At 27.2% G+C, this 15,666-nt stretch carries 16 protein-coding genes; all 16 read right to left on the reverse strand.

Translation table 11 applies throughout. The features are described from left to right. Nucleotides 1-7: 7 nt before the first annotated feature. The 16 genes from fliR to AVANS_RS06200 all read right to left on the reverse strand — a co-directional run bounded on the left by fliR (nucleotide 8) and on the right by AVANS_RS06200 (nucleotide 15,652). Nucleotides 8-766 (reverse strand): flagellar biosynthetic protein FliR, encoded by a 759-nt coding sequence (gene fliR, locus AVANS_RS06125; protein ID WP_239817007.1) that lies wholly within the window; start codon nucleotides 764-766, stop codon nucleotides 8-10. Continuing rightward, the gene (locus tag AVANS_RS06130) at nucleotides 754-1,461 is read right to left on the reverse strand and encodes an NAD-dependent deacetylase (RefSeq protein ID WP_239817008.1); all 708 of its coding nucleotides are present in this window, start codon (nucleotides 1,459-1,461) and stop codon (nucleotides 754-756) included. The genes fliR and AVANS_RS06130 overlap by 13 nt, the downstream gene beginning before the upstream one ends. Beyond that, nucleotides 1,454-2,074 carry an ABC transporter ATP-binding protein gene (locus tag AVANS_RS06135; RefSeq protein WP_239817009.1) on the reverse strand — a complete coding sequence of 207 codons (621 nt, stop codon included), beginning with the start codon at nucleotides 2,072-2,074 and terminating at the stop codon, nucleotides 1,454-1,456. The genes AVANS_RS06130 and AVANS_RS06135 overlap by 8 nt, the downstream gene beginning before the upstream one ends. After that, entirely contained in the window at nucleotides 2,074-3,138 is a 1,065-nt protein-coding gene (gene tsf / locus AVANS_RS06140) for a translation elongation factor Ts (RefSeq protein WP_239817010.1), read from the reverse strand. The genes AVANS_RS06135 and tsf overlap by 1 nt, the downstream gene beginning before the upstream one ends. After that, a complete protein-coding gene (rpsB, locus tag AVANS_RS06145) occupies nucleotides 3,138-3,908 on the reverse strand; it encodes a 30S ribosomal protein S2 (protein WP_239817011.1) in 771 nt (256 codons plus the stop codon). Before rpsB ends, tsf begins: the two co-directional genes overlap by 1 nt. 129 nt (nucleotides 3,909-4,037) lie before the next feature. Further along, complete coding sequence (locus tag AVANS_RS06150) at nucleotides 4,038-5,279, reverse strand: ArsS family sensor histidine kinase (protein ID WP_239817012.1); 1,242 nt, start codon at nucleotides 5,277-5,279, stop codon at nucleotides 4,038-4,040. Then, the gene (locus AVANS_RS06155) at nucleotides 5,276-5,953 is read right to left on the reverse strand and encodes a response regulator transcription factor (RefSeq protein WP_239817013.1); all 678 of its coding nucleotides are present in this window, start codon (nucleotides 5,951-5,953) and stop codon (nucleotides 5,276-5,278) included. Before AVANS_RS06155 ends, AVANS_RS06150 begins: the two co-directional genes overlap by 4 nt. A gap of 182 nt (nucleotides 5,954-6,135) precedes the next feature. After that, on the reverse strand, nucleotides 6,136-7,371 hold the full coding sequence (locus AVANS_RS06160; RefSeq protein ID WP_239817014.1) for a type II secretion system F family protein: 1,236 nt from the start codon (nucleotides 7,369-7,371) through the stop codon (nucleotides 6,136-6,138). A gap of 3 nt (nucleotides 7,372-7,374) precedes the next feature. Next, nucleotides 7,375-9,069, reverse strand: a complete 1,695-nt coding sequence (locus AVANS_RS06165; protein WP_239818539.1) for a GspE/PulE family protein — start codon at nucleotides 9,067-9,069, stop codon at nucleotides 7,375-7,377. A gap of 44 nt (nucleotides 9,070-9,113) precedes the next feature. Continuing rightward, nucleotides 9,114-9,650: a hypothetical protein gene (locus AVANS_RS06170; RefSeq protein WP_239817015.1), complete on the reverse strand. Its 537-nt coding sequence runs from the start codon at nucleotides 9,648-9,650 to the stop codon at nucleotides 9,114-9,116. Further along, nucleotides 9,647-10,459 carry a CDC27 family protein gene (locus AVANS_RS06175; RefSeq protein ID WP_239817016.1) on the reverse strand — a complete coding sequence of 271 codons (813 nt, stop codon included), beginning with the start codon at nucleotides 10,457-10,459 and terminating at the stop codon, nucleotides 9,647-9,649. Before AVANS_RS06175 ends, AVANS_RS06170 begins: the two co-directional genes overlap by 4 nt. Further along, nucleotides 10,452-11,279, reverse strand: coding sequence for an ATP-binding protein (locus AVANS_RS06180; RefSeq protein ID WP_239817017.1), 828 nt, complete (start codon nucleotides 11,277-11,279; stop codon nucleotides 10,452-10,454). The genes AVANS_RS06175 and AVANS_RS06180 overlap by 8 nt, the downstream gene beginning before the upstream one ends. A gap of 9 nt (nucleotides 11,280-11,288) precedes the next feature. Next, nucleotides 11,289-12,932: a pilus (MSHA type) biogenesis protein MshL gene (mshL, locus tag AVANS_RS06185; protein ID WP_239817018.1), complete on the reverse strand. Its 1,644-nt coding sequence runs from the start codon at nucleotides 12,930-12,932 to the stop codon at nucleotides 11,289-11,291. After that, a complete protein-coding gene (locus tag AVANS_RS06190) occupies nucleotides 12,910-13,278 on the reverse strand; it encodes a hypothetical protein (protein ID WP_239817019.1) in 369 nt (122 codons plus the stop codon). The genes mshL and AVANS_RS06190 overlap by 23 nt, the downstream gene beginning before the upstream one ends. Next, on the reverse strand, nucleotides 13,278-13,967 hold the full coding sequence (locus AVANS_RS06195) for a hypothetical protein (RefSeq protein WP_239817020.1): 690 nt from the start codon (nucleotides 13,965-13,967) through the stop codon (nucleotides 13,278-13,280). Before AVANS_RS06195 ends, AVANS_RS06190 begins: the two co-directional genes overlap by 1 nt. Next, nucleotides 13,964-15,652: a hypothetical protein gene (locus tag AVANS_RS06200; protein WP_239817021.1), complete on the reverse strand. Its 1,689-nt coding sequence runs from the start codon at nucleotides 15,650-15,652 to the stop codon at nucleotides 13,964-13,966. Before AVANS_RS06200 ends, AVANS_RS06195 begins: the two co-directional genes overlap by 4 nt. Nucleotides 15,653-15,666 lie beyond the last annotated feature (14 nt).

Consider the following 15,666-nt stretch of genomic DNA (forward strand, 5'->3'; position numbering starts at 1 on the left):
CACCTTCCTAACTAATAAATAATTCAAGTTGTTTAAACACTTTCAATACTAATTCTTTAAAATAAAATAAAATTGTAGCTAAAATTGTCATCAAAACAATAAATGCGACAGTTATTTTTATAGGGTAGCCTACCACTAAAAGGTTAAATTGTGGCATAGTTTTCATAAGTAAGCCAAATACAAAATCACTAAGCATAGATATAGCAATAATAGGAAATGCCAAACTAAGCCCTATTAAATATATATCTTTTACCTCAAGCATAATTTGATTAAACCAAACATTACTTAACATAAAATCACCTAATAAAACACTATCTAAACTCTTAGCCCAAAACATTAAAACTAAATGATGTCCATCATAAGCTAAAAATAATAATAACGCTAAAAGTGAAATAAAATGTCCTATGATAGGTGTATTTGCACCAGTATTTGGGTCAAGCACACTTGCCATAGAAAAACCCATAATAAAACTAATATGCTCTCCACACATTTGCAAAATCGCAAATGTAAGCTGCAAACATAATCCTGCAATTAAACCAAAGATTAGCTCCATAACAATTGCATAGGTTATTAAATTAGGAGTTATGTTTGTATGTGCTAATGGATAAAAAAAGAAAACTAAAATTATAATAAAACTAGTTTTAATAATCACAGGAATTTGCAAATGTGAATAAAAAGGAAAAAATAAGCAAAGACCACTCATTCTTGCTAATAGCAACATAAACAAAACTATATTTTGTTCGCTAAATAATCTTACGAGTTCCATTCTTGAATAATTTGCTCTAATTCGTCAATACATTCATCACAAGATTTGTAGATTACATTAGAAAATAAACATTCATCTATATATTTATTTTTTTCTAAATTTATTAAAATATTTTTTGATTTTGCAAATCTTAGTAAGGAATTAATGTTTATAACTGCTCCGCTTGTTCCTATGATAATAGCCAAATCATCTTCTTTAAGATTATAAAAAGTTGAATATAATTCAGCATAAAATGGTGCATGTTCTCCAAAAAATACAACGCTTGGCTTCATCATCTTACTTTGACATTTTTTACAATTTCCGAATTCAAATTCCAAATCATCTTCAAGATTTAATCTAATTTCATCACCACAATTAACACAATGCAATTCTAATAATTTTCCATGCAAATGAATAACGTTTTTACAACCTGCACGCTCTAATAAATCATCAACATTTTGAGTAAAATTAATAACTTCAAATCTATTTGATAATTCAGCTATTTTTTCATGCATTTTATTAGGTTTTACTTTTTTTAACTCTAGCCTTCTTTTATTGTAAAACTCATGAACTAAATCATAATTTTTAAGCCAAGTTTCATAATTACAAACCACATCTAAATCATACTGCTCCCAAAGACCATTATTATCTCTAAATGTGCTTAAGCCCGATGGAGCACTAAGCCCTGCTCCACTTAAAAACACTAATTTACCCATTGCTAATCCTTAGGATATCATCACACATTAATGCTAAACTTTCATCATGTGTGATTAAAAATAATGCTGAATTATTATTTTTAACATAATCAATTAGCAACTTCATAGCTATTTTTGCATTATTTGGATCAAGATTTCCCGTTGGCTCATCTGCAAAAATAATTTTAGGTTTTTTACAAAGAACCCTTGCAATGCTAATTCTTTGCTGTTCTCCACCACTTAATTCATTTGCTTTTTTGTTTAAAATACTTCTAATTCCCAAAAAATCAATAATATTTTCATCTATTTTTTGATTTGATAAAACACTTGCTAACTCAATGTTCTCGTAAGCTAAAAATCCTTTAAAAAGATAATGTTGCTGAAAGATAATTCCAAAATCATTTCTTCTTATTTTTAATCTTTCGTCTTCGCTTATTTTATAAATATTATTACCTTTATAAAAAACTTCGCCTTTATCTGGTTCTAAAAGTGTTGATAAAATATGTAATAAAGTAGATTTACCACAACCACTTCTGCCTAAAACCGCTAAAGTTTGTTGTGGCTTTAAAGTTAAATTTAAATTATCAAACAAAACGGCATCATATTTTTTATAAATGCCGTTTGCTTGTAACATTAATTACCCATTTGAGCTGCAACTTCTGCTGCAAAATCTTCGTTTTTCTTCTCTAAGCCTTCGCCTACTTCGTATTTAACAAAGCTTTCAATTACTAATTCATCTTTTAATTCAGCTGATTTATCAGCAATTACTTGCTCTACAGTTTTTTTATCATCCATTACATAAAATTGTCCCATTAATGTAAGGCGAGAATCAAGTATAGAGTTATCAGCTATAAATCTAGCCATTTGACCAGGAATGATTTTATCCCAAATTTGCTCAGGTTTATTTTGAGCTTTTAATTCAGCTTTAATATCTTCTTCAGCTTGCTTTAAAACTACATCAGTGATTTGTAATCTACTTGCAAATTGTGGAATTTTATGAAGTGGCTTTTTAAGGCGAACTAATTCTTCATTTTCTTTTTCAAGTTCAGCACATAAAGCTCTATATTCTGATTCTACGAAATCTTTATCTAATTCTTTATAGCTTAAAACACTTGGTTTCATTGCAGCAATATGCATGCAAAGTTGTTTTAAAAATTCTTCTACTTTTTCTTTATTTGCTGCGTTATTAAATTTAGCTTTTACGATAACACCTACACGACCATTTGTGTGTAAATATCCACTTAAAGCTTCATTTCCACTAGCTTTTAAAGTAGCAAATCTTCTTACAACTAGGTTTTCTCCTATTGTTGCAATTTGATTTTTTAAATAATCTTCAAATTTAGCACCATCAATAGAACTATTTAATAAGCCTTCAACATCGCTAACGCCACTTACTTGAACTTGTTCTACTGTTTTATTTACTAAATCCACAAATTTATCGTTTTTAGCAACGAAATCTGTTTCTGAGTTTATTTCTACTAAACTAGCTAGATTAGCACTAATTTTAACGCCTACTAATCCTTCAGCTGCTAATCTATCTGCTTTTTTAGCTGCTTTACTTAAGCCTTTTTCTCTTAAGTATTCAACAGCTTTTTGCATATCTCCACCACACTCTTTAAGAGCGTTTTTGCAATCCATCATTCCAGCACCTGTGCTTTCGCGCAGGTCTTTTACCATAGCTGCTGTAATTTCTGCCATTATTCTTCTCCTTCCATCATAGCTTCTTCAAGAACTTCTTGTTTTTCATCTTCGCTAATTTCAGCTTTTTCAACTACTTCACCATCTTGCTCTCTTAAAGCTTTACCTTCTAGAATAGCTTCGCACATTTCTTGGCAGAATAATTGAACTGAGCGAATAGCATCATCATTACCTGGGATAGGAAAATCTACAACATCAGGATCACAGTTAGTATCAATCGGTGCAACTACTGGGATTTTTAATCTATTTGCTTCTGCAACCGCAATTCTTTCTTTTACTGTATCAATTACAAAAATCATATCAGGGCGAGTTTTAAGATCTCTAATACCACCTAAATAGTCTAGTAATTTTTCTTTTTTTCTGTTTAACATTAATGCTTCTTTTTTAGTTAAAAGATTAATGCTTCCATCTTCTTGCATACTTTCAATAACTTCAAGTTTTCTGATTGATTGGCGAATAGTTTCGAAGTTTGTCATCATACCGCCTAACCATCTGTGATTTACATACGGCATTCCACATTTAATAGCGTATTCTTTAATAGCATCAGTAGCTTGTTTTTTTGTTCCAACAAATAAAATTATTTTACCTTCAGCTGCTGCATCACGAACGATATTGTATGTATATCTAAAATATCTAATTGTTTTTTGTAAATCAATTACATAAATACCTTTTCTCTCACCAAAAATGAATTTTTTCATTTTAGGATTCCAGCGTCTTGTTTGATGCCCGAAGTGCACACCACATTCTAATAAATCTCTCATTGTAACCATAGGTTTCTCCTTAAAAAATTGTTTTTACCTCCACACCCAAATACAACTAAAGTTGCAACAAATAAGGATTGGTGTGTGTGAAATAAGCTGTTATTTTAACTATTTAAAAGTAAATATAGAGTTATTTTATTATTTTTCTTCTTTTATAATGCTTGTAAGATTAGTTATTGAAAAAATATTATATCCATTATCATGGCTATAATTTAATTTTAATTTATGAGCTTCTAAGATTGTATTTACAACATAAAGCCCTAAACCGAATGAATTTGAAGCTTTAGTTCCACCTTGTGTAAAGGGCTCAAGATAATATTCTATATTTTTTTCTAATTTCTTACCTTTGTTATAAAATTTTATACTCTCTTGACAAATTATAACCTTTACAGCGTTATCATCTGAATATTTAATTGCATTATCTAATAAATTTTTTACAGCAGTTGTAAATAGCTTAAAATCTACATAAACTAAAAAAGTATTATCTATAATTATATTTATTTTTTCATTTTCTAATAAAAGCATTTCCTTAGCTTCGTTAAAAATATGAGTTATAGAGATTTTTTTTGGGTTTTTTGCTACTCCACTTGTGATTTGCTCTACTGCTGCTAACTCGTCAATTAATATAACCATTCTATCAAATACATTTATTAATCTTTGCTTAAATTTCGTGTCTTCAAGCATTTCAGCAGTAATTCTACCTTTTGTAATAGGAGTTTTTAATTCGTGCATTATATTTCTTAAAAAAAATTGCCTTGAAGTATTTAAATCTTTAATTTTTTTAATAGCTTGATAAAAGGCATCAGAAACTTGAGAAATCTCATCGCTACCTTTACTAATATTTTCTATATTATCTAAATCATTATTTGCAAATTTTGTAATTTGTCTTTTTAGTCTTCTAATAGGTCTTAATTTTCCTATAACGAATATATAACTAATTAGTAAAACCAAAATAACAATACATAAAATAATTTGAATACTCATATATCTATATGAATTAAAATTAGTATCTTCATATAAAAATTCTTTATCATTTGCCATTATATACAAGTAATTCTTTCCATTATTTGTAAGAATTTTACTAGTTCCTAGGTTATTGCTATCTTCTGCAAGTATAATTGAATCGCTAATTATGTTTCTTTTATTATCTTTGCTAATTAGCTTTAATTTAAATTGCTTTTGTTTATTATCAAATTCTTCTTTTGTTATTGAATCGTTTAATTCTTGAAGTTTTAAGTTTGCTAGATAAGAGTATTTTGCATTTAGCTCATTTGAATAATTAATCTTATCATAATTAATAAGCCAAATAAACGCTACTCCTATCGTAGAACTTGCTAGTATAAAAATAAATGTTATTACATAAAAAATACTAGATTTCATTGTGTAAGCTTATAGCCAATTCCTCTAATTGCGTGAATATGAGTTGGAGTTTTGCTATCATCGCTTATTTTTTGACGAATTCTTGAAATAATTACATCTATACTTTTATTTGAACTCTCTTCATTAATTGATGAGCAATTATATATAAGCTCTTCACGGCTTACAACTCCACCTTCTTTTTTAATCAAATAGCTTAATATATCAAACTCTGCATTTGTTAATACTAATTCTTTACCTTTAAAATAGATAGCATGCTTAAACTCATCATATTCTAAAGTCTTATTTGAATGTTCATTTGCACTTATTTGAATTTGCTCAAATCTTCTTAAATGAGAAGTAATTCTTGCTTTTAATTCTTTTGGATCATAAGGCTTTGGTAAATAATCATCAGCCCCTAATTCTAAAGCTTCTACTTTGTCGTTTATATCATGTCTTGCTGATGAAACTATTATAGGACTTGTATGTTTTTTTCTAATCTCTTTACACACTTCAAGACCATCCATACCAGGTAAAGTCAAATCTAAAATAATTAAATCATAGGTAGTAAGATTTAATTTAGATAATCCTATATAAGGTTCATCTGCTACATCAACTTTCATATCGTATTGTTCTAAATACTCTTTTAAAATCTCTGCTAATTCTAAATCATCTTCTATCATTAATATTTTAGTCATTTTTGCTCCTTTAAAGAATTACTTTGTTAGAAATTACAATAATTTATATTCTCAAATTCCTATTTCAAATTCCGAGTAATTTTAATAATTAATTTCTAAAATATAGATTGTATAGAACTTAGTTAAATTATTGTAAATTTAAAAAGTTTTTAACCATATATAAATATGGTTAAAAATCAAAATTAGCTCTTAACTGCGCTTCCTAAATCCCACATAGGCATAAAAATACCTAAAGCAAGGAATAAAACCATACCTGCAATAAAAAGCATAAGAATAGGCTCAATATAGCTTGATAAGTTATCAATAATATTATTAAATCTTTCTTTGTAATATGCAGTTACCTTTTCAAGCATTGCATCTAGCTGACCGCTGGCTTCTCCTGCTTTAATCATTTGAATTAGCATATTTTCATACAATTCAGTTTCTTTAAAAGCTTCTGTTAAACTAAGACCTCTTGAAATTGAAACCTTGGTTGCATTTAATTTATTTTTCATAGTTGTATTCGCTATCGTTCTAAGAGAAGTATCTAGAGCATCTGCAATAGGAATACCTGCTCTTACTAATTCTGTAAAAATTAGATTAAATCTACTCATAGTTGCAAATAAAATAATCTTACCTATCAAATAGGTCTTAAGTGCATATTTATCAACTAAAGCCTTATAATTATCGTTAATTCTATAAAATCTTCTACTTGCAAATATACCACCTATTAAAACAGCTAAAACATATAAACCATAATTTCTTAAAGTATGTTCTATAAATAATAATGCCTTAGTTGCAGGTGGTAGATTAGCACCTAATTGTTCAAATATTTCTTTAAATTGCGGAACAACAACAAGCATTAATATAGTAAATGCAATTGCAATTGCTGTAACAACTATAATAGGATATCTTAAAGCTTTTTTAAACTTTTGTTGATTGTCATATAATTCTTGTAAAATTTCTGCAAGTTTTTTTAAGCTCTCACCTAATTTACCAGTACTCTCACCAAGTTTTACCATAGCTAGAGTAATATCTCCTAATTCAGCCTGAAAAGGCTCTAAAGATAAACTTATACTAAGACCTGCGTTTAAGTCTTCATAAACTTTAGAAAATATTTCTTTTACTCTTTTGTTAGCACTAGAATTTGCAACTTCTCTTACACTATCATGGATAGAAATACCAGCACCTGCCATAACTCCTAATTGGTTTATAGAAGCTATTAAATCCGGTAGTTTTATTGTAGGTTTAAAAAAAGATAGATTTTTTAACCTATCAACTGCTCCTATAAGAGAAACGGTTTGAACTTCGCCAGCTTTTACAATACGACCTAAATTTCTATTTTTAGCTTGCTCTACCGCACTTGCTTTATTTTGTGCTGTTAGAGTTAAAACTTTCTTTTGTCCTTTACTTATATATTCAACTTGAAATTTCTTCATTTATTACTCTTTCGCAACTCTTAATACTTCATCAACACTAGTAACGCCTTTAGCAGCTCTTACAATGCCATCGTGAAACATATCAACAAAACCTTCTTCATACGCTACTTTTCTAATTTCTTCTTTAGATGCGCCAGCAGCAACCATAGATGATATTCTATCACTTATAGGAAGAATTTCACTAATCATTTCACGACCTGTATAACCAGTCTGAGAGCATTTAGGACAGCCAACAGGCTTATAAAATTGTGGGCTTTCTACTTCGTGTAAATACTTTTCTATTCTTGAATAAAAATTATCAGGTATTTTAGTAACTTGCTTACAAGCAGGACAAAGTTTTCTTACAAGTCTTTGTGCTTCAATAGCAGTTAATGCACCACTTACCATGTAAGGCTCAACCCCCATATCAACAATTCTAGTCACAGCTGATACAGCATCGTTTGTGTGAAGGGTTGAAAACACTAAGTGCCCTGTAAGTGCTGCTTGTATAGCAATAGTAAGAGTTTCAGCATCCCTAATCTCACCTATCATGATAATATCAGGGTCTTGTCTTAGAATAGATCTAAGCGCCGCAGCAAATGTAAGTCCTGCTTTTTCATTAACATGAACTTGTTGAATTAAATTAAGTTGATATTCAACAGGGTCTTCAACTGTAATAATCTTAGTTTCTACGCTTTTCATATCATTAAGTGCTGCATAAAGTGTTGTTGTCTTACCACTTCCTGTTGGACCGGTTACAAGTATAATGCCGTAAGGAGCATGCATTGCAGCTTGAAATCTTTCAAGGTTTGTTGGGTGCATACCAAGATTACCCAAACTAATTAAAATTTTTGATTTATCAAGAATCCTTAAAACTATACTTTCACCATTAATTATAGGTAGTGTTGAAATACGAAAATCATATTCCTTATCTAAAACCCTTGCTGAAAATCTACCATCTTGTGGTTTTCTTTTTTCTGCAATATCCATATTTGATAATAGTTTCATTCTTGAAACCATCGGTGGATAAATATCTTTATCAAATATAAAAATCTCAGTTAACATACCATCAATTCTTCCACGAACAATGCAGTTAGTTTCAGTTGGTTCTATGTGAATATCGCTTGAACGATTTACTATACAAGTTCTAAGAATTACTTCAATTAGTTTTAAAATACCCGAACTATCCTGATCTCCTCCAGAAGCCATTGTAGGATCAGAGCTTAGTTCTTTTCTGATATCATTAATTATATCTTTTATACTTTCGTTTAATTGAATTTTACTTAAATATCTCTCTATTTGAGCTGGATTTGCAACATAATTTTTAACTAATTTTCTATTAAATAAATGTTGGACTTTATCTTGCGCTTCTAAATTAAACGGCTCTTTATACGCTACATAAAGATTTATCTCATCTTCTTTGAAAGGTAAAAAACCAAAATTTGATAATACTGAATATTGAATTTTCTCAGAAATCTTATAGTTTATATCTACTGAATCTAAATCTATATATTCAAATCTTAATTTTTGAGCTACTTTTTCTAAAAAATCTCTATTGCTAATCTCAAAATACATAGCAATATCATCTAAACTTATTCCATTTGACCTATATAAATCCATCAATAAAGATTCTAAGGTGCTCTCATCTAATATACTTTTTAAATATTGTAATTTTTCTTCTGGATTTTCATAAGATGAAATAGTATCCTTTAATTCCATCTTTCTTCTATAAACTAAAACTCCTAAACGATCTACAAATTCCATTACCAGTACTCTTTCACATCTAAAATTTCATTATTTAAACTTTTTATTTTAACAACCATTTTTGTAAATGGCTTATCTTCTTTTAAACTTAGTTCATATATTTTATCATTATAGCTAAAAATATATTTATCATCTTGTTTAGTATAATTTTGACTAATATAATCATCGTAAATATCTGATAAAATATAATCACATTTAGGTAATTTAATAGCATTTATATTTAAACCATCTACCAAGGCAGAATGTAATAATTTTTTCTTATATAAAATTGTAGAATAATACACAGCATTAGCTCTTGCTTCTTTAGAATTTCTTAAAGCTATAATTACTGCTGATAATTTATTTATATAATCAGACTTTAAACAAGCAATGGCATATAAATTTAATAAACCATCATCTTTATTTTTTATAGCTATATCATAAATTGAATTATTACATACTTTTGAATATTCTTTATTTGCAATTGCTTTATTAATATCAGCAATATTAATAGCAAAGCTTTGAATAGCTATTATTAAGAATAAAAATTTTTTCATAATTGACCTTTTTTAATTAAATCTAAAGCATCTTTTATTTTTTTAGAATTACTATTTTTTAAATAATTATTTAAAGAATTAATAGCTTGTTCTTTAAAACCTAACTTGTAACTTGATTTAGCAAATAATATCCAGCTATCATCATTTTTAGGATTAATTTTATTTGCTGTTAAAGCCCAATCTCTTGCATCCTTATACTTAGCCTTAGAATAATATGTATTTGCAATATCTAATGCAAAATAAATGCTATTTGTCTCTGCAAATTTAAGTTTTAAGTATTCTAAATCATTTAATTCTTCTTTAGCATCTAATGTTTTTGTATTCAAATCAGTAATTACAATATTACCTGTATTTACTGTTTTAGGTATTGCTTTTATTATCTGCTTTTGTGGTGTTTCTTGAGATTTTTTTAAAGTTGAATTCTTAACATTGATATTCATAATGCTTAAGGTTAAAATTTCATCACTATTATCATTAGTAATTTTATTTTCTTTAACCACAAGCTTTTCTTCTTTTATAGGTTCTATTATTTTATTTTCAATTTTTGTTTTACTTTCAAGTATTTTCTCTTTTTCAATCTTTACTTTTTTTTCATCTATTTGTCTTTTAATCTCTTGATTACTTTTTTTAACATTCATTTCAAGTTCACTAGCACCTTTTGAATATGCATAAAAAATAATAGATAAAAGAATCAATACAAAGAAAATTGCCAACAATACATACAAAATAAAATATTTCTTTTTCTTTTTTTTGTTTGTATATGCAAGCCATTTATTTTCAAGCTCTATAACTTCGTGTAAATTAAGCATGTAATAAACCTTTATCAATTGCAGCCATTTCTAAAACTTTTTCATTAATTCTAGGGTTATTAAATTCACTAAATCTTTCTTGCTCATAAAATTCATATATTTCAAAAGCTTTATATAATAACATATTTACAGTTCTTAGATTACCTTTTGTAATTTGATAAATGAACTTATAATTTTTGCTATTAAAAAATCCTTTATCTAAACCATTTTTTAAAGTTTCTAATTTTTTGTCTATATATGTCTTAATTTCATCTTCACTAGATTCGCTAAGCTCAATACTTTCCCAAATTCTAGTTGTAAAGTGCTCTTGCGCTAATATGTCTTCATCTGCTATTGTCTTATGAACTGTAAATAAAAATTTAAACATCCTAGTATCTGATAATAATCTAATCTTTTCTAATAAAATATTAGGATACATTTGAGCTTCATCAAGCATTATCATATAGCCATCGTATTTTAATTCTTCTGGGGTTTGAGTTATTTTTGATTTAAATATATTTAAAAAATCTTCATATTTTTCAATTTCAATATATTCATTAAAAATTTTTTTGTGTAGTTCCGTATAAAATCCTGATTCTGAGTAAAATGGCTGCTCTAATAATATAATTTTTTTATTTTTTTCTTTCAAGTCTTTTTCAATTTTATGCAATAAAAATGTTTTGCCACAACCTGGTTTTCCATAAAATAATACTAATTTTAATGGTTTTTCTAATGAAGTGATAATCTTATGATAAGCAATCTTAGATTTATCAAGATTAATAAATCTAAGACTTTCTAAATTATCTATAAATAATTCTTTTGCTAATGTATATTTATTCAAAACAAGCCTTTATTCAGCTTCATTTACTGAATCAAATTCTTCTGCTTTTTGTTTAAATACATTTTTAGTTGCAGTTGGTTTTAAATCTTCTTTATAATCAATCGCTAAAGTATATCCTAAATCTTCTAAAGATTTTTTAATATCTTCTTTATCTTTAGTAAAATCAACTATATGTGGAGTTATAACAAATACAAGCTCTGCTTTATCTTTAGATTTTTCTTTTGAACCAAATAATTTACCTACTAAAGGAATATCTTGTAAAACAGGAATTCCATTCTTTTTGAATGTATCTGAATCAGTTATTAAACCACCTAAAACAATAGTTTCGCCATCTCTTACTTGAACAACTGTTGATAATTTCTTTTGTCTTGTATCAGGTGCAACTTCTCTATAACCTTTAGCACTATTTACCCTAGAATCTTCTGGGCGTAATAATTCACTAATGCTTGGGTTAATTCTTAACATAATCTTATTATCATCTGATATTTCAGGTAAGATATTTAATAAAATACCTACAAATATTGATTTTTCTTCATCTGCATCACCGGTACTACCGCTATCAGTTGTTGTACTACTTCCTTTAAGTTTATAATTATAAGTATTACCTACTGTAATTAATGCTTGTTGGTTATTTAAAGTAGCTATTTTTGGACTTGATACAACTTTAACATCTCCGCTTTCTTTAAGAAAATTTATCATACCTGTTAAATTAACACCCATGTTTAAAGCTATATTTTCTTTTCCATTCCATCTTCCATTATGAGTTTTTCCAAAAGTAACGCCAGTAAAATTAGCACTTTTATCTCTTATGCTACCAGTTCCACCAAAGATAACATCATTTGGAATTATGCTTGAAATTCCTTGACCCGGTAATAATCCTGTCGTATCAAAACCTAAATTAAACTGAGTCCAATCTATACCGGTTTTATGTGATTTATTTAGGCTTACTTCAATAATTGAAACATCAATTATTACTTGTTTTTTAAGTGATTCTTGAACTTGATTTAAATATGTTTCAATTCTATCTAATATTTCATTACTTGAAGTAACAGTTATTAAACCTGCATTTGAGTTAATCGTAGGCGGAACGATAGGAATATTCTGTCCTGAGTTTTGAACAATATCTGATATCTCTTTACCTATATTTTTCCAAAAATCAAACTCTTCTTTAGTCTCAATCATATTATCGCTATCAGAACTTGAACTAGAATTTGAACTACTACTATCACTACTTGAAGCTTGAGATTCAACATTTGCCTTAGTAATTGCACTACCTTTACGAACTGAGGTAATATAATCTAATTTAAAAGTTTTTGTTTGAAGACCTTGAATTTTTAAAATATTATTTGCAAATTCATAATCTAAACCTTGTTCTTTTATAAGTAAATCAAAAACATTATTAATATGCATATTTTTAATACTTATTCCATCTTGTCTTGTATTTAAAATATTCTTAGAATAAGAATCCTTATAAACAACACTAAAATCACAAACTTTTGATAATTGATTTATAATTTCATATGCTGATGTATCTTCTTTATTAACCTTTATATCAAAAGCTCTTTTTGAACAATCTGCTGCATTCAAAGAACTTGATAATATTAATGCTGTGCTTATAGATAAAACTGTCTTATTTAACATTGATTTTAACATACTGATTATCCTTTAAATTAAGTTCTATATAATTAATTGAATTAGAAAGTCCTACTCTTTCTTTATTGATACTTACAACTCTGTAACCTGCTGCAATTACATTGTTTAATCCATACCACTTTTGATTTATTTTCACTCTTTTATCAACTATTGCATGTAAAGTAAAAGTAATAACTTCATCTGATTTAATCTTATCTTTATAAAACGGGTCATTAGTTCTAACTATTTCACTATACTCAATAGTATCTCTAATTTCCACTAATTCGCTAAACTTCTTATCTATTTCAGCTCTTGTCATAGCAAATAAAGCTTGAAAGCAAATAAGTATAAAAAATATTTTTTTCATTAGTATTTAATCCCCCATATTGAGATTTTAATATCTGCTTTAATATCACTAGTATATTTTACTTCAGAATTATTTGTTTGTTCATTTGATTCATTGTTAATATTAATTTTATCAAGCTTTAGCATATTAACATCAACAACATCGATTGATTGCTCTAAACTATTTACAAACTGTAAAATATTTTGGAATTTACCTACAATTGAGAAATTAACATTAAACACTTCTTCAACTTTTTGGCTTACTAAATCATTAACACTGCTATTTACATCACCTAAAACTACATTGTATTTTCTTGAAATATCATCAATTTTAGCCATAAATTCAGACCAATTTTTTTGATTATAAAGAAGTCTTGAAGCATCTCTTAATTTTTCATCAAAATATAAATTCTCTGCATCAACTTCTTTCTTTCTTTTATCAACACTCATTATTTCTTGTGTTAATCTTTGAATTTGTGAATTTTGTCTTTCACGCTCAATAAAATCATCAAGTTTTTGCAATTCTGCTTTTGCATTATCTAACTTTTGTGTTTCGGTAGCTACATATTCTTCAGATGATTCATAAGTATAATCATAAATTAAATATCCAAACAGCATAAGAAATAAAAAAATAGTCATATAAAATACATTACTATTTGGTTGTTTCTCATAGTAGCTATCTATTTTATCAAATAAACTTGCTTGTTTCATTTTAATATCCTTATTACGATATTGCTTTCATATTCTTTTTCTTTATCTTCTGAATTTAAGAACTTAATTAACACATCTCTAGACTCTATTGTATAAGTATCATCAGCTCCTATTTCTTTTAAAAACGCAGTTACACCGCTAGTTGTTCCTTTTAATCTTAAGTTAATAATTTTATCGTTAAAAGTAATATTTGTAACTTTAATATGGCTTGAGTTTAAAATATTAGCTAATTTTACTGAAGCATTTGCTTTTGATAAATAATTAACCTTTTTATCATGTATATTATTTAAAAGCTCGTATCTAAATGAAAGAGTTCTTTCTGCCTCATTAGTCCTATCTCTTAAGTCATTTAATTGTGCTTGTAAGCTCTTAATCTCATTATCAATTCTTTCATATTCATTTTGTCTTGGTGGTATTTTTTCTGTTATCTCTTTTGTTTCAATTTCTAATAATTGACCTATTACATAATTATAAACAGGATAAATACTAGCTAAAATAACTATTGCAAGAATAGATAAGATTAATTTTCCTGAATACCTTTTAGCAAAAGGCGGTGGTCTTAAAAACATTGATATATTAAATACATCATTAGGTAATTTTAATTGTTCATTAGCTCTTAAAAAGCTTAATAATACAAAAGGATTAATCCTTAATTCTCCACCTTCCTTTTCTGGAGTACTAGTAAATTCTGAAGGCGAATTAACTTCTACGGTAAAATTTCTAATATTTTTAAATAAATCATATTTAATTTTATGGATATTAACAAATTCTGTAACTTCTAAACTATTAATTCCAACTACAACTTTATTATTTAAAAGCATTTCAAGAATTTCATCATCATTTATGTTTTTAAAATTAGCAAATAATACTTCTACTTTTTTTAAGAAATTTTGACTTAATCCTATATCCGTTCCAACAAAAACTTTACTTATTGTAGCTTTGTCTAACTGGGCAGTTTTTAGAATAATTGCTAAATTTGAAGTTAAAAATTTAAATGCATCACCTAAAATCTTGTTTAAAGAAACTCTTTTAGCATCATCAATATGATCAAATCCATACTTAGATAATTCATTTAAGAACATATGCTCAGGAATTCTTTCTCCTAAATCATGAGAAAAACTACTATGTAGCATATCGATACTTAATTTGCTAAGTATTTTATAATTAATTAATTCTCCATCTTTATAAACAGTAAGCGTAGCATAAGTTTTATGAAAATATATGAATACTTGAACTCCATCACCTTCAATTATTTTACTTGTATAATAATTTTGATACATAAGAGGTTCCATATCAATATAATCAATATATTGTAATTTGTTTGCAACCTCTTTAAATTCTGATTCAATTTTTTCATTTTCTACAACAAATACATTATAAACCGTATTTATTCCCATACTTGCATTAGAAATACTATAAGAAATCTTATATTCCTTTTCTATATCCAATTCAAGTAACTCATAAGTTTTATTTGTAATTATACTGATTTCATCCTCTTCAGAACCATTAGGAACTTCAACAGAAACATACTTTACATTATCACCAGGCATATAAGTGATATTATAAGCTGAGCTAGCTCTTTCTTTAACTGTTATTTCACTAAGGACATTATCAGCAAGTTTATAGAGTTTTTTGGTGCTTGAATCGTAAGCAACTATTTCTCTTTTTTTCGCTGTTTTAGCCATATAAATACCTCTAA

This window comes from Campylobacter sp. RM5004 (assembly GCF_022369455.1).
Taxonomy (GTDB): Bacteria; Campylobacterota; Campylobacteria; order Campylobacterales; family Campylobacteraceae; genus Campylobacter_E.